Consider the following 19,035-nt stretch of genomic DNA (forward strand, 5'->3'; position numbering starts at 1 on the left):
CCCAAAAGGTGTCGGCCCCCTGTGTCACTCTCGAGGTCGGAGCAGCAGCGGCCGAAGGAGCGCGAAATGGCCGAGACCGACGATCGTCCCGAGATCAGGCTGGTAGCCCATTGCCGCCGCTGTCACGGCTGGCTGGTGTCGGCGGAATCGGTCGCGCAGGGCATCGGTCCGACGTGCGCCATCCGCGAGCGGGCCGAACAGCGCGCCGCCGCAGCGCGCGAGCTCACCCTGTTCGACATCGTGGCCTGAAGACGCGGGTGCTCGCGTTCGGTCGGGCAGACACTGTCGGAAACCGCCGAGGTCAGTCGTCGTAGCGCCCGCCGACTCCAATCACAACCAACTCACTGTCCGTGACGTAGTAGATCAGCCGATGTTCGCGGGTGACTCGCCGCGACGAGTGCCCCGCCAAGTGATGCTCAGCGGCTCGGGCTTGCCAATGCCGACGAACGGTCCGCAAGCGCAGCGTTCATGACCTTGTTCGCCGCCTTCAGGATCGTGCGGTCGCGGGCCAACCATGAGGTGTAGGTCTTCCACCCCACCCATAGGCGGTGAAGACCAATTTGCGATCAGACATCCGGATCGATCAGCTCGTGGGCCTCGGCGGCGCCGCGCCGCGCCGCGTGCGCCGATTCGATCGACCGAGGCCGACTGCGTTTCCCATACGTGACAAGCCAGCGCATGACTGAGGTTGCGAAGATCCTATGGTGAGGTTCAGGTGCTGAGCGGAGTTCCGAAAATGCGGCGCAGCGAAGCGGCTGAGGGTAGAGCGATAGAGCCGGTTATCGTTGATTCATCACGTGAGCGACGGCCCGCAAGCCTGGCTCCGGCGCTCAGTGTGACCGATCAGGAAACGAGTGTCGCGGTTGAGGGAGAATTCGGACGTGATCGATGCAATCAGGAAGAAGTTGAGAGATCGACCCGGGGTGCCGTCGATCGTGACTCCGACGGGTGCGACGGCACTCGTCGGCTGCTAGCTCGATGTCGGACCGGGAAGAACCGGGACGCGGATCCCCTCCGGAGCCCGGCGGGACGAGGTTCGACGCGGTGGAACGGTTGCGCAGAAGGCTCGAAGGCCTGAGGGCTGCCGAGACCGGTTCCGCCGAGGCGGGAGACGGCACGTCGAAAGTCACCCGGCTCCCACGTCGACCGCGGCGCGTTTCAGAATCCGGTGAGCGTCCCAACCAACCTTGGCGTTCGGAAGGCGGCTCCGTCTACGATCCGGCTCCGACCAGGCCCGTGCTGCGCTCGGAACTGCAAGCCGAGACAGGACGGTGGCCGGTCGACCCGAGTGCCGCGCGGCACGCCGCTGCGGAGGATGATCCGGGCAGCGCCGACCACCATGGGAGTGTCATCGATCTCGGCGCGATGCGGCGGAAACGAGCTGGCGAGGACGCTCCGGCCGCCGGCATTCGGCGCATCGCCAGACCGCGCCGCATTGGAACCAGGTCCAGCACCGACGATTCTCAGGACAGCGCCCCCACCGATGCCACTGATCCTCCACACTCGGACGGACCTACTCGGGGGCACTGACTCGCCGATTTCGGCGTGATCGCTCGTTGCCCTGCCGCTGGGCCGCCGGGGCCTCGGCCACGTCGGTGGAGTGGGCCAATGCGGTGTACAGCCAGTTGTGCGCTCGCCCCACAGTGATACGAGTTCCGAGCAACTGGCCCGTCAGCGCCCAATAACGATGAATCCGGCAGTCGGTATCGGTTGCGTCGATCAGTAATTGCTCGCGGAACCGCGGGGAATCGCGTTCCCCTCGCGCGAGGGCATGGGCGTTGACGAACCGATCGAGTTCGCTGCCACCACGCGGCCGCACACCGTCCGCGACAAGCGGCACCACCTCCCGCAGTGCGTGGTCCACGTCGGCATACAGACCTCGATGATCGCGGATCAGCTCTGGGCGATTCCGCAAAAGTTGCTGCTGCACAACACTCTTCATCTTGGGATCGGCGACAAGCCTGGCCAACTCGGCGTACGCGACAACCTCGTCAGCGGACGGGTCGGCGGGCGGCTCCGGGACATTCCAGCCCACGTAGATATCGACGTCGCGCCGAGGTATCCGTGCGAGGACGCGCCGCCAGAACCGTACGAGGGAATCGTGCGCCGCGCTACCGTCCTGTGCGGCGGCCAGCAACGCGAGTCGCTCGGCCCGCTGCGGTGGGGTGGCCGTCTCGACTGCCCGCAGTGACGCCCGCCGCCACGCCAGCGACCTGAATTCGATGTCGAGTCGGGCACTTTCGGCGGCGACGACCTCAGTGATCGACCGCTCTTCTTGCAGCACTGCGGTGATCGAGCTCAGCCCGAGACCGAGCGCGCGCAACCGCCGGACCAACAGCAGTCGTTCGGTGGCGCTGTCGGCGTCGAACATCCGATGCCCGCCGGCGCTGCGGCGGGATTCCAGAATGCCCTCGTCGCAGTAGAACCGGATTGTGCGCACCGCGAGCCCGGTGCTGCGCGCCAATTCCCCAATGCTCACCAGCACGCCGGCCTGTGTGTCGTCCGTCACAACCTGTTGAACCTCCACCCCGGTGGAGCTTTTAGCGTACTGGTACCGCCGTTCGGCCCCACACGGAGGAACCAATGCCGTGCTGGAAGGCGAGAGGCGTTGTGCGGATATGTGATTACACCGAGGAGGTTGATTCGTGGCTACCACGCGGGAAGAAATCGTCGCAGGCATCGCGGAGATCGTCGAGGAGGTGACCGGCATCGACGCTTCGGAGGTGGTGATCGAGAAGTCCTTCGTCGACGACCTGGAAATCGACTCGCTGTCGCTGGTGGAGATCGCCGTGCAACTGGAGGACAAGTACGCCGTGAAGGTCCCCGACGAGGACTTGGCGAGCCTGCGAACCGTCGGCGACGCGGTTGCCTACGTCCAGAAGATGGAGGTCGAGGAGCCGCAGATCGCCGCGGAAATGGAGGCGAAATTCAAGGAAGACCGAGAGAATTAAATGCCATCGAGTAAGCCCCCACCGGCTGTCCGGATGGGGGCTCACGAGAACCTCTACCAACAGCGATAACGAGCTGCGTTACTTCTTCACAGGCGGTGATGCGCTGAAGCGCGATTCGACGCCGTCTCGGTTGGCGTCGCAGCCATCGTTGCGATTCCCGGCCGCAAACGCGCGGCCCACGCGCACGCACGTCCAAGGCGGCCGCGCCCCTACGTCCGCGCCGACAGCAGCATCGGCTCGTGCAGGTCGAAGTAGGTGACCTCACCCATGAGCCTGCGCTCCTCCTCGAACAGAGGCCGCAGATCATCCGGAATCTCGACCTTCTCGTGTTCGCGGGCCTCCGCTTCGGACCGGAAGTACACCGCCTCGACGTACCCGTCGGTGCCATAGGTCGACAAGGTGCCGCCGAGAATCTCCGGGCGCAGCTCGTGCACGCGATCACCGGTCTGCGCCAGCAGCTCGCGCATCCGTCGCGTATCGGTCGTGTGACCCTCCATGACCTGTACGAAGCCGGCTTCGTCGGAGCCGCCGCCCATCCACTGCGTCACCTCGGGGCAGTCCATGAAGGTGACCGGCCCGTCGAAGCACCGTTCGGTTTCGGCCCACCAGGCACCCTGTTCTGGGCGCGCACTGTTGCGTCGCGCCGCCTCCTCGGATTCGAAACGGGCCAGCGCGATGAATGTGCCGTCATCGGACAGTCCGTATGTCGTGCCGAGATAGCCGACGGCCCCGGGTTCGAGTTCCGTCGTCCACCGATCCATGCACCGACGCAATTGGTCGACGTCGGACACCTTGCCTTGAATCACTTGGATGAACATCTGTCCTCCTCGTGGTGGAGCGATCGCTCCGCGAAGGTCGCGAGGCCGAAGCGTCGCGGTCCACCGAGCGTGTGCCACCGCGCGGCCCGCGAACGCCGCCGTCGCCAGGTCAATCGTTCACCGACCACCAGGCCCACGCAAGTACGATCCGGGTTCGGCGAACTCGCGGGCCTCTTCGGAAACGACCTGGACGAACGTTCGCTCGCGGCTCTCCGGTAATGCCGCCATTCACGGTTCGCGGCAGTCGACACGTCCTGAATCGCTGTTGGGGGTCAAAGGTTATCCGGATGAGGCGGGCGTCCTGTGCAGCTCGGTGAGTTCCCACCCGAATCTCCGGATGGGCTCAGTTGATGCCAGCTGGCTGCGCCGCGGCGCTGGACTCTTCGATCAGCTACACGTTGAAGCGGAATTCGACGACGTCGCCGTCGGACATGATGTAGTCCTTGCCCTCCATGCGCACCTTGCCCGCGGACTTGGCGGCCGCCATGGAACCCGCGGCGACCAGGTCGTCGAAGGCGACGATTTCGGCCTTGATGAAACCGCGTTCGAAGTCGGTGTGGATGACGCCGGCGGCCTTGGGGGCGGTGTCGCCCTGGTGGATGGTCCAGGCGCGGGATTCCTTGGGGCCTGCGGTGAGGTAGGTCTGGAGGCCCAGGGTGTGGAAGCCGGCGCGGGCGAGGGCGTGCAGGCCGGGTTCGGTCTGGCCGATGGATTCGAGGAGTTCCATGGCGGATTCGGTGTCGAGCTCGAGGAGTTCGGCTTCGACCTTGGCGTCGAGGAAGACGGCGTCGGCGGGGGCGACGGAGGCCTTCAGCTCGGCGACCTTGGCTTCGTCGGTGAGGACGGACTCGTCGGCGTTGAAGACGTAGAGGAACGGCTTGATGGTGAGCAGCGAAAGCTCTTTGAGCAGTTCGGTGTCCACCTGATCCTGCGCGGCGAAGAGGGTCTTGCCGCTGTTCAGGATCTCCTGGGCCGCCTTGGCCGCGTCGGCGACCGGCTTGCGGTCCTTCTTGACCTTGGCTTCCTTCTCCAGCCGCACGACCGCCTTCTCCAGGGTCTGCAGGTCGGCGAGGATGAGCTCGGTCTCGATGACCTCGATGTCGGCGGAGGGGTCGACCCGGCCGTCGACGTGCACCACGTCGTCGTCGGCGAAGACGCGCACCACCTGGCAGATGGCGTCGGCCTCGCGGATGTTGGCGAGGAATTTGTTGCCGAGGCCCGCGCCCTCGGACGCGCCCTTCACGATGCCCGCGATGTCGACGAAGGACACGGTGGCGGGCACGATGCGCTCGGAACCGAAGATCTCGGCCAGCTTGTCCAGCCGCGGATCGGGCAGCGGGACCACGCCGACGTTCGGCTCGATGGTCGCGAACGGGTAGTTCGCGGCAAGCACGTCGTTCTTGGTCAGCGCGTTGAACAGCGTCGACTTTCCGACGTTGGGCAGGCCGACGATTCCGAGGGTGAGACTCACGAGGTACAGAGTCTACGCGCCGCGGACCTTTGCCCTCCTCGCGCCTGCCGCATCGTCCCGGCGGCCGCCGGACCCACGCCGCTGATCGTGCTCGATCTGGCGACCGACTCGCGGACGATTCACCGGCACGTCAACGTCGCGAGCCGACGGCGCGCGTCGGCCCGGCATGGGCGGTGCGGCCATGCCGATCGGGGGCAGCGATCACCTGTCGGCCGCACATTTGCGGCGCGGCCGACAGGCGGTCGGCGTCGATCAAGGAATCAGCACGACTTTGCCGAGGTTGCCGCGGCTTTCGATCAGCGCGTGCGCGGCGGCCGCGTCTTCCAGCGCGAACTCCCCGTGCACCACCGGCCGCACCTGGCCGGACGCGAAGTACTGCCACAGCTCCTGCCGCCAGTGCTCGTACACCTCCGGCGTCTCGCGCGCGACCCGCGCCATCTGGAAACCGATCACCGCTTTGGCGCCGGACAGCAGGTCGTAGGCCTGGATGGTGCCGCCGCCGGAGCTGTAGGCGACGAGACGTCCGCCCGGAGCGACGGCCGCGAGAGCGGGTCCGAGCAGTTCGCCGCCGACGGCGTCGAGCACGTAATCGACGGGCTCACCCCACGGCTCCCCGTAGACGACGACCTCGTCGGCGCCGAGTTCGCGCAGGAACTCACCCTTGGCGGGGTCGGAGACGGCGGCGACCACCCGCTTGGCCCCGCGCACCCGCGCCAGCTGCACGGCGAGATGACCGACGCCGCTCGCTGCCGCGGTGACCAGCGCCGATTCACCGGACTGCGGCTTCGCGGCGTCCAGCGCACCGAGCGCGACCAGTCCGCTGCGCACCAGCGCGACCGCGTCGACGGCGGAGGCCCCGTCGGGAATCGGCGACGCCATCTCCTGGCGCAGCAGGGCGTACTCGGCGTAGCCGTGGCCGAAGCACAGACCGGTGACGCGGTAGCCGGGCGCGAAGTCGGTGACGCCCTCGCCCACGGCGATCACCTCGCCCGCGATCTCACCGCCGAGCGGGATCGGCTCGCGCTGTTCGCGCACCTTGCGCACCACCGGCAGGGTCACGCCGATCGCGTGGACCTTCACCAGAAGTTCGCCGGGCCCGGGTGTCGGTGTCTCGGCCGATTCCACCTCGAGCACCTCGGGACCACCACTGCGCTCGTATCGGATTCGACGCATGACACCTCCACTCCTCGTCTGAAGGCGTAACGGTAACCGGGTAGCAACCCGAACTCACACACTCGAGGCGCCCCGTGTGCGCGATCTCACCGCACCCCGCGCCGAGGTGTGCGCCACGTTCACACGGCGGGCGATCGGTACGCGAATTGCCCGCGCGGGCGTACCGTGACCCGTATGGAGCCGACCACGGAGGTGGTGACGGCCCGCCCCGCGCCCGCGCTGGCGGCGTTCATCGATCACTACCTCGGCTACCGGATGACGGGATACCGACCCGGCACGCACCGGGGCCTGCCGTCGCGCCACCTCACGTTCATCGTCGCCATCGGACCGACCATCGACGTTGTGGCGCAGACCGATCCGTCCCAGGATCCACGCGACTATCGCTGCGTGCTCAGCGGCTTGCAGGCAAGTTCGGCCGCCATCGCGCACAACGGGACCCAGGAGGGCGTGGCCATCGCGCTCACTCCGCTCGGCTGCCGGACGCTGTTCGGCCTGCCCGCCGCGGAGATCTGGAACATTTCGCTCGAATGCGCCGAGGTCGCGGGACCGACCGGTGACGAGCTGTGGGAGCGCCTACAGGGCGATGCCCCGTGGTCGCGTCGGTTCGCCGTCTGCGACGAGATTCTGACGCGCCTCGCCTGCCCGGATCGCCTCGTCATCCCCGAGCTCACCTGGGCCTGGCGTGCCGTGGTGGCCAGCGGCGGCACCGCGAGCATCGGCCCGCTCGCCGAACGCATCGGCTGGACCCGCCAGCATCTGACCCGCAAGTTCGGCGCGGAGTTCGGACTGAGCCCGAAGCTCGCCGCCCGCGTCACCCGTTTCGAGCGGGCCAGGCGGATGCTCGAGCACACGCCGTCGTTCGTCTCCATCGCCCAGGTCGCCGCGACCTGCGGCTACTACGACCAAGCACACCTGAACCGCGATTTCCTCGACCTCGCCGGATGCAGCCCGACCACCTGGCTGGCCGAGGAGATTCCATCCGTCCAAGACGAGCCGGGTCTCGGAGGATGAGGCTGGACGCATGACGAATCCCACGACGACAGACACCACCACCCGCACCGCTATCTGGCCCTGCCTCGCCTTCCGCGACGCACGGGCGATGACCGATTTCCTGGTGAACGCCTTCGGTTTCCAGGTCTCGGGCGTCTACGCCCGCGAGGACGATCCGTCGATCGTCGAGCACGGCGAGCTGCGCTGGCCGCTCGGCGGCGGCATCATGTTCGGTTCCGCGGGCAAGGACGACACCCCGTTCGGCCAGCGCAAGCCCGGCAACGATTCGATCTACGTGGTCTGCGACAAGCCCGACGAGCTCTTCGAGCGCGCCACCGCCGCCGGGGCCGAGGTGGTGCGCGGACTGCGCGACGAGGACTACGGGTCGCGCGGGTTCACGGTCCGCGATCCCGAGGGCAATCTCTGGAGCTTCGGCACGTACTGGGGTGAATGAGCGCCCCAGCATTCACCGACCGCCGAGACCGGACAGCGTGATGCCTCGGATGAACGCCCGCTGACCGATCGCGTAAACCGCGAGCAGGGGCAGCAGGATGACGACCGCGGCCGCCATCAGCAGCGGCCACTGGGAGTAGTACTGCCCCTGCAAGCGGACCAATCCGAGGGTGACCGTCGCCAGCTCGTTGCGCTGGATCATCACCAGCGGCCAGAGGAAGTCGTTCCACACGGTGATCCAGGTGAGCACCGCGAGCACCATGAGGGCCGGGCGGGTGTGCGGGAGCAGCACGCGCCAGTACACCTGCCAGGTCGAGCAGCCGTCGAGGATGGCCGCTTCCTCCAATTCGATTGGCAGCGTGCGGAAGAACTGCCGCATCAGGTAGGTGCCGAAGGCGCTGCCGAACAGGCCGGGCACGATCATCGACCACGCGGTGTCCACCCAGCCGAAGGCGCGCATGAGCAGGAACTGCGGGATGACCGTGACGGTGAGCGGCACCATCAGCGTCGCGAGATACGCGAGGAACAACGCCTCGCTGCCGCGAAAACGTAAGCGCGCGAACGCGTATCCGGCCAGCGAGCAGAAGAACACCTGCCCGGCGGTCACGCACACGGCGTAGACGGTGGTGTTGAGCAGCATGCGCCCCATCGGCAACAGCTCGAAAACCCGGCCGAAGTTCGACCACTGCGGATCCTCCGGCAGCAAGGCCGGTTCGGTGATCTCGCCGTCGCGCTTCAGCGAACCCGACAGTGCCCAGAGGATCGGCGCCAGCGCGCACCACGCGACACCGGCGAGCGCGGCGTAGATCCCGATGCCGCGCACCAGCCTGCGCACGGCCGCCCGTCGCGCGCGATCGTCCGGGCCGACTGAATCACGCCCCCGCTCAACGATTCCAACCGACTGAAGGTAACCACCGCCGCGTCCGACGCGGTGCAGGTGACCTTTGGTCGCGTTGCCGCCGCGCAGGCGGGGCCTGGGCAGGACCTTGTGTTTCTTCATGATTCCGTCTCCTCTCGCCGAGACAGACGCAACTGAAGAACCGTCAGCACCAACAGAATCGCGAAGATCACCCAGGCCAGCGCCGAGGCGTAGCCCACCTCGTAGAACCCGAACGCGTGCTGGAACAGCATGATCCCGAGCAGATAGGTGCCCGTCTCCGGCCCGCCGTTGCCGCCGGTGAGCGCGTACGCCTGGTCGAAGGCCTGCACCGAGTTGATGACGGTGATCACGAAGACGAACGACAGCGGCCCGCGGATCAGCGGCAGCGTCACCGAACGGAAGCGGCGGACGGCCCCCGCGCCATCGATCTCGGCCGCCTCGTACAGCGTCTGCGGCACGCCCTGCATGGCGGCGAGCAGGATGACGGTGGCGAACGGCACGCTCTTCCACACGGTCACGATGCTGAGCGAGACCAGAGCCCAGTCCGGGTCGGTCAACCACGGCACCGGGTCGACGCCGAACCAGCCGAGCACGATGTTGAGCAACCCGTCGTCGGTGGTGAAGATGAACCGCCACACGACCGCCATCGCCACCGTCGAAGCCACCAGCGGCAGGAACGCCACGGTGCGAAACAGGCCTATTCCGAACACTTTCCGGTTCAGCACGGCCGCGACGACCAGCCCGATCACCACCGTCGGCACCAAGGTCAGCACGGTGAACACCGCGGTGTTGCGCAGCGCGATGAGGAACAGCGGATCGGAGGTGAAGAGCCGCCGAAAGTTCGCCATCCCGACAAACCGCGGCGGGCTGAACAGATCCCAGGAGTGGAAGCTCAGATACAGCGAGAAGCCCAGCGGGAACAGCAGGAATACCAGAACCGCCAACAGATTCGGCGCGATGAACAACCATCCGGCGCGCTCACGTCGGCGCGCCAGCCGACCGGGACGCGCCGTACCTCGTGAGCGCGGCGGCGGCGCGTCGTCGGCTGCTTCCACCACAGTGTCGTCGACGGAAGTGCTCATGCCCGCACCTCGCCGACGCTCGGCTCCAGCATGCGCAACGGGCACATGATTCCCTCGCTACGTTCGCTCATGCCTGCGCCTCGCCGAGGCTCGGCTCCACCATGCGCGAGGCGCGCTGGCGCACGATTCGCTCACTGCGTTCGCTCATGCTTGCGCCTCGCTGACGCTCGACTCCAGCATGCGCGAAGCGCGCTGGCACACGATTCGCTCACTGCGTTCCCTCATTGCGCCCCCAGCAACGCGTCGACATCCGCGGCGAGCCGTCCACCGAGCGACTGCGCCGTCGCCGCACCGCGCAGCACCCGGTTCCCGCCGCGTTCGAGCAGCGCCGACACCTTGCCCCACATCGGCGTCACGGGCAGCGGACGGGAACTGGCGGGACCATCGGTCATCACGTCCAGATTGCGGATTTCGCGGTGCGCCGCCGCGAATCCCGGTGTGGCCATTGCGGATTTCAGCACCGGAACGAACAAGCCGGACGCTGCCACGATGGCCTGACCGACCGGTCCCGTCGCGAATTTCACGAATTCCCAGGCTTGTTCGATACGCGGGCTGTCGGCGGCGATGGACAGTCCGGTGCAGCCGACGTCCGTGATCGCCCCGGGGCCACCGTGCGGGCCGACCGGCAACACGGTCAGATCGAGGGGAACCCCTTCGTTGCCCGCGAATTCGGAGTACAGCCAGTGCCCGCCGAGCGCCATGGCCGCGCGTCCATGCCGGAACAGATCCGGAGCCGAAACCGATTGCTGGTCGGCGACTCTCGGCGCGACCCGATGCCGCACCGCGAGATCGGCGTAGAACTGAAAGCCTTCCGCGAAGCGGGGATCGCCGAGATTGGTGCGGGTCGGATTCACCGAGGGCGTGAACCATTCGGCGCCGTTGTTCATCCCGAAGCAGGCAGCCGAGAAGTACGGCACCCAGGCGTCGGCGAAACCCCACTGCGTGGTGCGCCCGTCGCCGTCGCGGCGGGTGAGCGCGCGGGCGGCGTCCAGGAACTTTTCGAAGCTCCACGCGTCACGCCACCGGGCGGGCGGCGTCAGCCCGGCTTCGGCGAACATCGCGCGGTTGTAGTAGAGGAAGACGCCGGACCACTGTTCGGGCAGCGCGTACTGGCCGCCGCCGTAGCTGAAGGTGTCGTACAGCGTGGGAAAGCTGTCGCGCCGCAGTTCGGCGGCATAGCTCGGATCCCGGTCGAGCAGCGTGCCGAGATCGAGCAGCACACCGCGCTCGGCCAGCCCCGCGTAGAGCAGTTCCCAGGCCATCAGCACGTCGGGGCATTTGCCGCCCGCGCAGTAGGTGAGCATCTGCTGCAACGGGTCGGGGCCCGACATGATGGTGCGCACGGGGATGTCGGGGTGCCGCTTGCGGAACTCGTCGATGATGCGCAGCCGGACGCGCGCCTCCTCGGGACGGGCCTGGAAGAAGAAGGTCAGCGCGTCGTCGTCGGAGCCGCACGCGTTCGCGAGCAAGGGCGCGGCGAGCGCGGAGCCGAGCAGGGTGCGCCTGCGAATCCCGCGCGGGGCGACAACCGGTGAACGCGCGGCGGGCGCAGGCGAAGTCGAATCCAGCACAGCCCTCCTCGGGCGGACATGGAGTGTGACGAACAGCATCGCAGCATACGTCCGGCTATCACTCAGGTGACGGCCGACACACGAACAATATTTAACGGTCGTCCATCGATGGCCGGAATCCGCGCAGTGGCGATCGGCGATCAGCTACTTTGTCTCGTGTTTCAGCAAGATCCCGCACGTCGAGATCCTGCGCGTTTCACAGGAGAGTAGGCAGATGGCGACAATCGAATATCTGCGGACCGATCCCGACCTGCCACCGGTCGGTGTCGTCGATCGGTCCCCGATAACCCCGGCCAAGAAGGCTGTTTTCGCCGGGATCGCGATACTCGGCGCGGTCGCCTGGGCCATCCTCGCCATCGCGCGCGGTGAGAACGTCAACGCGGTGTGGATCGTGATCGCGGCGGTGTGTACATACATCATCGCGTACCGCTTCTACGCGCGATTCATCGAATGGAAGATCACCAAGCCGCGCGACGACGTCGCGACTCCGGCCGAAATCCTGGAGAACGGCAAGGATTTCATGCCGATGGACCGGCGGGTGCTCTACGGGCACCACTTCGCCGCCATCGCGGGCGCGGGTCCGCTGGTCGGTCCGGTGCTCGCCGCGCAGATGGGTTATCTGCCGGGCACCATCTGGATCGTGGTCGGCGTCTGCTTCGCGGGCGCGGTGCAGGACTACCTGGTGCTGTGGGCCTCCACCAAGCGGCGCGGGCGCAGTCTCGGCCAAATGGCGCGTGACGAGCTCGGCGCGGTCGGCGGCGTCGCGGCGATCGTGGCGATCCTCGTGATCATGATGATCCTGCTCGCGGTGCTCGCGCTGGTCGTGGTGAACGCGCTCGGCGAAAGCCCGTGGGGTGTGTTCTCCATCGCGATGACCATTCCGATCGCCCTGTTCATGGGCGTCTACCTGCGGTTCCTGCGGCCCGGCAAGGTCGGCGAAGTGTCGGCGATCGGCATCGCGCTGCTGCTGCTCGCCATCGTCTCCGGCGGCTGGGTGTCCGAAACCGAATGGGGCGCCGACTGGTTCACGCTGTCACGGACCACCATCGCCTGGCTGCTGATCGCCTACGGCTTCCTCGCGTCGGTGCTGCCGGTGTGGCTGCTGCTCGCGCCGCGCGACTACTTGTCGACGTTCATGAAGATCGGCACCATCGGCCTGCTCGCGGTCGGCATCCTGATCACCATGCCGGTGCTGAAGGCCCCCGCGATCTCCGATTTCGCCTCCACCGGCACCGGTCCGGCCTTCGCGGGCAGCCTGTTCCCGTTCCTGTTCATCACCATCGCGTGCGGCGCGCTCTCCGGTTTCCACGCGCTGGTCTCCTCCGGCACCACGCCCAAGCTGCTGGAGAAGGAATCGCACGCGCGGATGATCGGCTACGGCGGCATGCTGATGGAGTCGTTCGTCGCCGTGATGGCCATCATCACCGCCTCGATCATCGATCAGCACCTGTACTTCGGCATGAACGCGCCGCTCGGCCTGACCGGCGGCACTCCGGAAAAGGCCGCCGCGTACACCAATTCGCTCGGCTTGGCCGGACCGCCCGCCACGCCGGAGACCTTCTCCGGCGCCGCCGCGGACGTCGGCGAGAACAGCATCATCTCGCGCACCGGTGGCGCGCCGACCCTGGCGGTCGGCATCTCCGAGGTGTTCCACCAGTTCCTCGGCGGCGAGAGCATGAAGTCGTTCTGGTACCACTTCGCGATCATGTTCGAGGCGCTGTTCATCCTGACCACGATCGACGCGGGCACCCGCGTCGCGCGGTTCATGACCTCGGACGCGCTGGGCAACTTCGGCGGCCCGCTGCGCAAGTTCAAGGATCCGTCCTGGCGGGTCGGCGCGTGGCTGTGCTCGTTCGTCGTGGTCGCGGCGTGGGGTTCCATCCTGCTCATGGGCGTCACCGATCCGCTCGGCGGCATCAACGCGCTCTACCCGCTGTTCGGCATCGCCAACCAGCTGCTCGCCGCCGTCGCGCTGACCGTCGTGATGACCATCATCGTGAAGAAGGGCCTGGCGAAGTGGGCCTGGATTCCGGGCATCCCGCTGGCCTGGGATCTGCTGGTGACGATGACCGCGTCCTGGCAGAAGATCTTCTCCGCCGACCCGAAGGTGGGTTACTGGAAGCAGCACAGCCTCTGCCAGCAGGCGCAGGAGGCGGGCAAGCTCTGCCTGACGGCGAAGACGCCGGAGGACGTGGACACCGTGATTCGCAACACCTTCATCCAAGGCACGCTCTCGATCGTGTTCGCGGTGCTGGTGCTGATCGTCGCGGTGGTCGGCGCGCTGGTGTGCTTCCGTGCTTGGCGTTCCGGTGGCGGCGAGACGACCGAGTCCCCGGAGGAGCCGTCGAAGATCTTCGCGCCGAGCGGGTTCCTCGCCACCGCGACGGAGAAGGCCGTGCAGAAGGAATGGGACGAGCTGATCGCGACGGGCAAGGTGCGCGCACCGGGCGCGGCCCACGCGGCCAAGGCGGAAGCGCCCGCGTAATGGGCGAATCGCTCGCGCCGCGGGAGGGCAGGTCAGCGCGACCGGCCCTCCCGCGGCGTGCGCTCGACGCGGTGCGCGCGGTCGTCTGGTGGTTCGACTCGATCCTCGGCGGCCAGGACTACCAGCGCTACGTCGCACACCTCCAGCGCAACCACCCTGACCGCCCCATCCCCAGCGAGCGCCAATACTGGCGCGACCGGCACGCCGAAGCCGACCGCAGCCCCACCAATCGCTGCTGCTGACCTCGCGGGCACCCGTGCCACACACTTTCCACACGCCGCACATAGGCACCGGCTGTGTGAGGCGTGTGCGAGACGTGTGGGAAGGCCCGCGTGGGCTTTGTGGTCGTGGGCTGTGGGGGGCGGCGAGGGTGGGGGGCGATGGCCGGGATGGTGGCCGATTTCCGCTAGCACGGCGCGGTGGGAACTGCCATTGTGGATTGCGTGACGATCACGGCGTTGGACTTCGAGCAGTGCTATCGGGCGGTGTCGACGCGCGACTCGCGCTTCGACGGTCAGTTCTTCACGGCGGTGCGCACCACCGGAATCTATTGCCGCCCTTCGTGTCCGGCGATCACGCCGAAGCGGGCCAATGTCAGCTTCCTCCCGACGGCGGCCGCCGCGCAGCACGCGGGATACCGCGCGTGCCGCCGTTGCCTGCCGGATGCGGCGCCCGGCTCACCGCTGTGGAACACCAGGGCCGATCTGGCCGCCCGCGCCATGCGGCTGATCGGCGACGGCGTCATCGAACGGGGCGGGGTGCCCGCGCTGGCCGCCACGCTCGGCTACTCCCAGCGCCAGCTCACCCGGGTGCTGACCACCGAGCTCGGGGCCGGACCGCTGGCGCTGGCCAGGGCGCACCGCGCGCACACGGCGCGGCTGCTCATCCAGACCACCGCCATGCCGATGTCGGATATCGCCTTCGCGGCGGGTTTCGCCAGCATCCGGCAGTTCAACGACACCGTGCGCGAGGTGTTCGCGGTCAGCCCGACAACCATGCGCACCGAAGCGCAGCGCGCGCGCAAAGATCCGGCGCAGGCTTCTCCGTCGGCGAACGGCACACTGTCGCTTCGTCTTCCGTTCCGTGAGCCGCTGGATCGCGCGTGGCTGGAGTGGTTCCTTTCCGCGCATGTCGTGCCAGGCATGGAGTCGTGGGAAGACCGCGTCTACACCAGGAATTTGCGCACCCCACACGGCCACGCGACGGCACGGATCGGCTTCCGTGGCGACCACGTGCGCGCCGAACTCGCGCTGCACGACATGCGCGATCTGGCGCCGACCGTGGCGCGGCTGCGGCACCTGCTCGACCTGGACGCCGATCCGGTCGGCATCGACGAGGTGCTCGGCGCGACGCCGCTCGGCGCACCGGCCGACGCGTTCGACACCGAGGACGCGCGGCGCCTGGCCACCGACACCCTGCCCGATATCGGCAGCGCCCCGGCGTCCGACGGACCCGCCGCGCGCAACGGTCGCGGACGGCTGCTGTTCACCCCCGGCATCCGGGTGCCTGGTTGCCTGGACGGCCCGGAACTGTTGTTGCGCACCATGATCGGGCAGCAGATCTCGGTCTCGGCGGCGGCTACCCACACCGCACGGCTGGTGGCGGCGTTGGGCGAACCGGTCGACGGGCCCGTGCCGCGGTTGTTCCCAACACCGGCCGTCATCGCCGAACGGGGCGCCGAGGTGCTGACCGGTCCGGCGCGGCGCGTTCGCTCGATCATCGGCGCCGCCGCCGCGCTCGCCGCGGGAGATCTGCCACTGCACGCCGGTCGCACCGCGACGGACCTGCGCCGGGACCTGCTGGCGCTGGACGGCGTCGGGCCGTGGACCGCCGACTACGTGACGATGCGGCTGCTGGCCGATCCCGATATCTTGCTCGACACCGACTTGGTCGTCCGGCAGGGCGCGGACCTGCTCGGCATCGACCTGAGCGATACCGCACGCTGGGCGCCGTGGCGCTCCTATCTGTCCATGCACCTGTGGAAGACCGCGCTGAGCAGGCGCGCGGCCGCACCCAAGCGGCCTGCCCGCTCGGCAAGCAAGACCGACTGAACATTCCTGCCGCACCCTCGAAAGCGAGCACACCATGAGCATCGAATCGACCCGCGCCGCCGACTTCGCCGTCGTCGACACCCCCATCGGCCCGTTCACGGCGATCGCCGACGACGAGGGCGCGGTGCTGGCCTCCGGCTGGACCGCCGACGCGGAGAACTTGCGCTTGCTGATCCACCCGCTGCTGCGTCCACCCGTTCTGCGCCAACAAGATTCGCTCGGCGCCGTCACCGAGGCCATCGTCGCGTATCACCGCGGGGAGGTGCACGCCATCGACGACGTTCCGGTGCGCCAGCGGTCCGGGGAGTTCCTCATGCACGCCTGGGACGTGCTGCGGAAGGTGCCCGCGGGAGATCCGGTGACCTATACGGCGTTCGCCGCCATCGCCGGGCGGCCGGAAGCGACCCGTGCCGCGGCCAACGCGTGCGCGCGGAACGCGGCGGCGTTGTTCGTGCCGTGCCATCGGGTGCTGCGGATCGGTGGGGCGCTCGGCGGGTTCCGGTGGGGGTTGGACGCGAAGCGGTGGTTGCTCGATCACGAGGGGTGAGATTCGCGGATTCGCATGCGCCGGTTATCCATCGGGTGACCGGCGCGTTTGCGTTCCAGAGTTGGGATCGCCCACTTGACTAGAGTTCAACTCTAATGACATTCTCGCTAGAGTTAAGCTCTAGCGAGAGGACGGCTCATGGCCGCGAAAGTCTTCGACCGCCGGGAACGGTTGGTCCTGTTGCTGATCACCGTCGTGGAACTGGTGGTCTTTCTCGACACCACCGCGGTGAACGTGGCGCTGCCCGCCATCGGCGCGGACCTCGATCTCGGCGAGGCCGGGCTCGGCTGGGTGACCAACGCTTACCTGCTGGCGTTCGGCGGGTTCATGCTGCTCGGTGGGCGGGCCGCCGACCTGCTCGGACCGCGCAGGGTGTTCACGGGCGGGTTGATCGTGTTCACCGCGGCTTCCGCGCTGGCGGGCTTCGCCGACTCCGCCGCGCTGCTGATCGCCGCGCGCGCCCTGCAAGGCGTCGGCGCCGCGGTGCTGATCCCGGCCCAATTGGCCCTGCTCACCGCGAGTTTCACCGCTGAGGCGGCCAGGAACCGGGCGTTCGGGGTGTGGAGCGCGATGGGTGCGGCGGGCGCGGCGATCGGCACCGCGGTGGGTGGGCCGCTGACGGATGCGTTCGGCTGGCCGTCGATCTTCCTCGTCAACGTTCCGGTCGGACTCGTCGCGCTCGCCGGGATTCGGCTGCTGCCGCCCGACACCGCGCGGGCGGGCGAGGGGGTGCGCAGGCTCGACGTTCCCGGTGCGCTCACCGGCACGACGGCGCTGCTGCTCGTCGGCTACGCGATCGGGGCGCTCGGCGACGCGGGCACCCGCGGGTTCGCGGCCGGGCTGCTCGCGCTCGGACTGGCCTTGCTCGCCGTCTTCGTGGTGGTCGAAGCACACAGCCCGCATCCGCTGATGCCGTTGCGGCTCTTCAGGATTCGCCAAGTGAGCGGCTCGGCGGTGGTGAACGCACTGGTCGGCGCGGCGCACGTGCCCACCTTCGCGCTGCTCGCGCTCTACCTACAGAACACCCAGGACTACAGTCCGACCCGCTCCGGTCTCGCGGTGCTCCCGGTCGCGGCGGTGAACATCCTGGCCTCCCGCACCCTCATCCCCTACCTCATGGACCGCCTCGGCCCGGCCCGCGTGCTGGCGATCGGCCTCGCGCTGCAAGCCGTCGCCATGGGCTGGTTCGCCCGCCTCCCCGCGCACGCCGACTACCCGATCGACGTCCTCCCCGGCGCGATCCTCCTCGGCATCGGCCTCCCCGCCGCCTTCGTCGGCGTCACCGCACCCGCCGTCACCTCCGTGGACAACGCCGACGCGGGCATCGCCGCTGGCATCGTCAACACCGCCCAGCGCGTCGGCTCCGGCCTCGGCGTCACCGCCCTCCTCCTGCTCGCCGACCTGATCGGCACCCGCGCCACCACCTCCCCCGACACCGCCTACCGCACCGGCCTCACCACAGCCTTCGCCACCGCCGCCGCCCTGGCCGCGCTCGGCGTGGCACTCACGGTGGTTCTACTGCGGTCGAGGAGTGCGGCGCCGGAGAGTGCAACCGAGGACACGACGGCCAGTCGTTCCAGAACCACAGCCGCGGTCGACGAAGAAGGCGCCACGGCGGACACACCGAGCGGCGGCGCGGCCACGGCCGACGCGAACACTCGCAGCAGCGGCACAGCGGCTACCGCTGCGGCAACCACCGCAGCCGACGATGCGGCGTCGAGCGCAGCAGACTGACCGGTGAGCCGTGTAGCAAGTCTGTAGAAAACCCGTAGCAGTTCGACCGAGGGGCGGCTAACCTGGTGATATGTCCGCCCCCGCCGAACTGCCCGAGCCGCAATCCGAGATACCCCAGCGCGAACTCCGGAACAATGTCAGCGGGGTGCTCCGGGAAGTTCGTTCCGGGCACTCGTACACCATCACGGTCGACGGCACCCCGGTCGCCGATCTCATCCCGCACCGCCGCACCCGTCGGCGGACCGCGGTGCCACGGGACGAAGTGCTCGCGGCCTTCGTCGGACTTTCTCCCGCCGCGCACGACTGGGCAGCCGAAGCGGCCGAGGTAGTGGACGACTCGATCTTCGATCCGTACGACCGCGCCCACCGGCTCGGACAGTTCGCGCCTGGCGAGAGCGAATGACATCTGTCCCGGAGCGAGGACTGGTCGACACCAATGTCCTCGTACTCATCGACGCATTGGCACCCGCTGAACTCCCCGCCGAGCTGGTGGTGAGCGCCCCGACGATGGCGGAACTCGCCTCCGGCCCGCACTATGCCCGCGACCCCGCCGAACGAGCTCGGCGGATCGAACGGCTGCAGAACGCCGAAGCCATCTTCGAGCCGCTGCCCTTCGACACGCGTGCGGCGCGCCGCTACGGCCACGTCATCGCGGCGGTCCTCGCCGCGGGACGAAACCCCAAGCCGCGCAGGGTAGACCTGATGATCGCCGCGATCGCATCGGTCCACCACCTGCCACTCTTCACCGTCAACCCAGCCGATTTCGAGGGCCTGAGCGGCCTGATCGACGTTCACCCCGTAACGCACCCCGACGACCTTCGCCGGTAAT

General features: G+C 68.2%; 19 protein-coding genes. 11 read left to right on the plus strand and 8 right to left on the minus strand.

Translation table 11 applies throughout. From position 1 onward, the window contains the following. Positions 1-66: 66 nt before the first annotated feature. Complete coding sequence (locus tag T333_RS11870) at positions 67-249, plus strand: DUF6011 domain-containing protein (protein WP_141808942.1); 183 nt, start codon at positions 67-69, stop codon at positions 247-249. 52 nt (positions 250-301) lie between these two features. Here T333_RS11870 and T333_RS11875 read toward each other — a convergent pair whose 3' ends face one another. Together T333_RS11875 and T333_RS11880 are read right to left on the minus strand one after the other, a co-directional pair. Beyond that, the gene (locus tag T333_RS11875) at positions 302-457 is read right to left on the minus strand and encodes a type II toxin-antitoxin system YoeB family toxin (RefSeq protein ID WP_496424459.1); all 156 of its coding nucleotides are present in this window, start codon (positions 455-457) and stop codon (positions 302-304) included. Between the two features lie 1,056 nt (positions 458-1,513). After that, positions 1,514-2,680, minus strand: coding sequence for a MerR family transcriptional regulator (locus tag T333_RS11880; RefSeq protein ID WP_357250540.1), 1,167 nt, complete (start codon positions 2,678-2,680; stop codon positions 1,514-1,516). Here T333_RS11880 and acpM point away from each other — a divergent pair. Beyond that, complete coding sequence (gene acpM / locus T333_RS11885; protein WP_357250537.1) at positions 2,646-2,951, plus strand: meromycolate extension acyl carrier protein AcpM; 306 nt, start codon at positions 2,646-2,648, stop codon at positions 2,949-2,951. The genes T333_RS11880 and acpM overlap by 35 nt on opposite strands. Positions 2,952-3,160: 209 nt before the next feature. On the opposite strand, the gene T333_RS11890 is transcribed toward acpM, so the two are convergent. The 3 genes from T333_RS11890 to T333_RS11900 all read right to left on the minus strand — a co-directional run bounded on the left by T333_RS11890 (position 3,161) and on the right by T333_RS11900 (position 6,413). Next, positions 3,161-3,769 carry a hypothetical protein gene (locus T333_RS11890; RefSeq protein WP_357250534.1) on the minus strand — a complete coding sequence of 203 codons (609 nt, stop codon included), beginning with the start codon at positions 3,767-3,769 and terminating at the stop codon, positions 3,161-3,163. A 391-nt stretch (positions 3,770-4,160) separates the two neighbouring features. Continuing rightward, positions 4,161-5,240, minus strand: a complete 1,080-nt coding sequence (gene ychF, locus T333_RS11895; protein ID WP_355001913.1) for a redox-regulated ATPase YchF — start codon at positions 5,238-5,240, stop codon at positions 4,161-4,163. A gap of 252 nt (positions 5,241-5,492) precedes the next feature. Next, positions 5,493-6,413, minus strand: coding sequence for a quinone oxidoreductase family protein (locus T333_RS11900; RefSeq protein WP_496424460.1), 921 nt, complete (start codon positions 6,411-6,413; stop codon positions 5,493-5,495). Between the two features lie 174 nt (positions 6,414-6,587). On the opposite strand from T333_RS11900, the gene T333_RS11905 reads away from it, so the two are divergent. Beyond that, a complete protein-coding gene (locus T333_RS11905; protein ID WP_496424461.1) occupies positions 6,588-7,424 on the plus strand; it encodes an AraC family transcriptional regulator in 837 nt (278 codons plus the stop codon). Positions 7,425-7,434: 10 nt separating this feature from the next. After that, positions 7,435-7,857: a VOC family protein gene (locus T333_RS11910; RefSeq protein WP_141808933.1), complete on the plus strand. Its 423-nt coding sequence runs from the start codon at positions 7,435-7,437 to the stop codon at positions 7,855-7,857. A 12-nt stretch (positions 7,858-7,869) separates the two neighbouring features. On the opposite strand, the gene T333_RS11915 is transcribed toward T333_RS11910, so the two are convergent. From T333_RS11915 to T333_RS11925, 3 genes are all read right to left on the minus strand, one after another. Then, positions 7,870-8,856 (minus strand): carbohydrate ABC transporter permease, encoded by a 987-nt coding sequence (locus tag T333_RS11915; protein ID WP_496424462.1) that lies wholly within the window; start codon positions 8,854-8,856, stop codon positions 7,870-7,872. Beyond that, positions 8,853-9,731, minus strand: coding sequence for a carbohydrate ABC transporter permease (locus T333_RS11920; protein WP_496424778.1), 879 nt, complete (start codon positions 9,729-9,731; stop codon positions 8,853-8,855). The genes T333_RS11915 and T333_RS11920 overlap by 4 nt, the downstream gene beginning before the upstream one ends. A 308-nt stretch (positions 9,732-10,039) precedes the next feature. Beyond that, positions 10,040-11,329: an ABC transporter substrate-binding protein gene (locus T333_RS11925; protein WP_496424779.1), complete on the minus strand. Its 1,290-nt coding sequence runs from the start codon at positions 11,327-11,329 to the stop codon at positions 10,040-10,042. A 274-nt stretch (positions 11,330-11,603) separates the two neighbouring features. On the opposite strand from T333_RS11925, the gene T333_RS11930 reads away from it, so the two are divergent. The 7 genes from T333_RS11930 (at position 11,604) to T333_RS11960 (ending at position 19,034) form a co-directional block, all read left to right on the plus strand. Next, entirely contained in the window at positions 11,604-13,874 is a 2,271-nt protein-coding gene (locus T333_RS11930; protein ID WP_357250518.1) for a carbon starvation CstA family protein, read from the plus strand. Then, a complete protein-coding gene (locus T333_RS11935) occupies positions 13,874-14,116 on the plus strand; it encodes a YbdD/YjiX family protein (protein ID WP_496424463.1) in 243 nt (80 codons plus the stop codon). The genes T333_RS11930 and T333_RS11935 overlap by 1 nt, the downstream gene beginning before the upstream one ends. Positions 14,117-14,308: 192 nt before the next feature. Next, a complete protein-coding gene (locus tag T333_RS11940; protein ID WP_496424780.1) occupies positions 14,309-15,925 on the plus strand; it encodes a DNA-3-methyladenine glycosylase 2 family protein in 1,617 nt (538 codons plus the stop codon). A gap of 34 nt (positions 15,926-15,959) precedes the next feature. Next, a complete protein-coding gene (locus T333_RS11945; RefSeq protein WP_496424464.1) occupies positions 15,960-16,472 on the plus strand; it encodes a methylated-DNA--[protein]-cysteine S-methyltransferase in 513 nt (170 codons plus the stop codon). A 138-nt stretch (positions 16,473-16,610) separates the two neighbouring features. Next, entirely contained in the window at positions 16,611-18,206 is a 1,596-nt protein-coding gene (locus T333_RS11950; RefSeq protein ID WP_496424465.1) for an MFS transporter, read from the plus strand. Between the two features lie 70 nt (positions 18,207-18,276). Further along, a complete protein-coding gene (locus tag T333_RS11955) occupies positions 18,277-18,609 on the plus strand; it encodes a type II toxin-antitoxin system Phd/YefM family antitoxin (protein WP_496424466.1) in 333 nt (110 codons plus the stop codon). After that, on the plus strand, positions 18,606-19,034 hold the full coding sequence (locus T333_RS11960; protein WP_496424467.1) for a type II toxin-antitoxin system VapC family toxin: 429 nt from the start codon (positions 18,606-18,608) through the stop codon (positions 19,032-19,034). The genes T333_RS11955 and T333_RS11960 overlap by 4 nt, the downstream gene beginning before the upstream one ends. Position 19,035: the final 1 nt, after the last annotated feature.

The organism is Nocardia sp. CNS-044 (assembly GCF_059570515.1).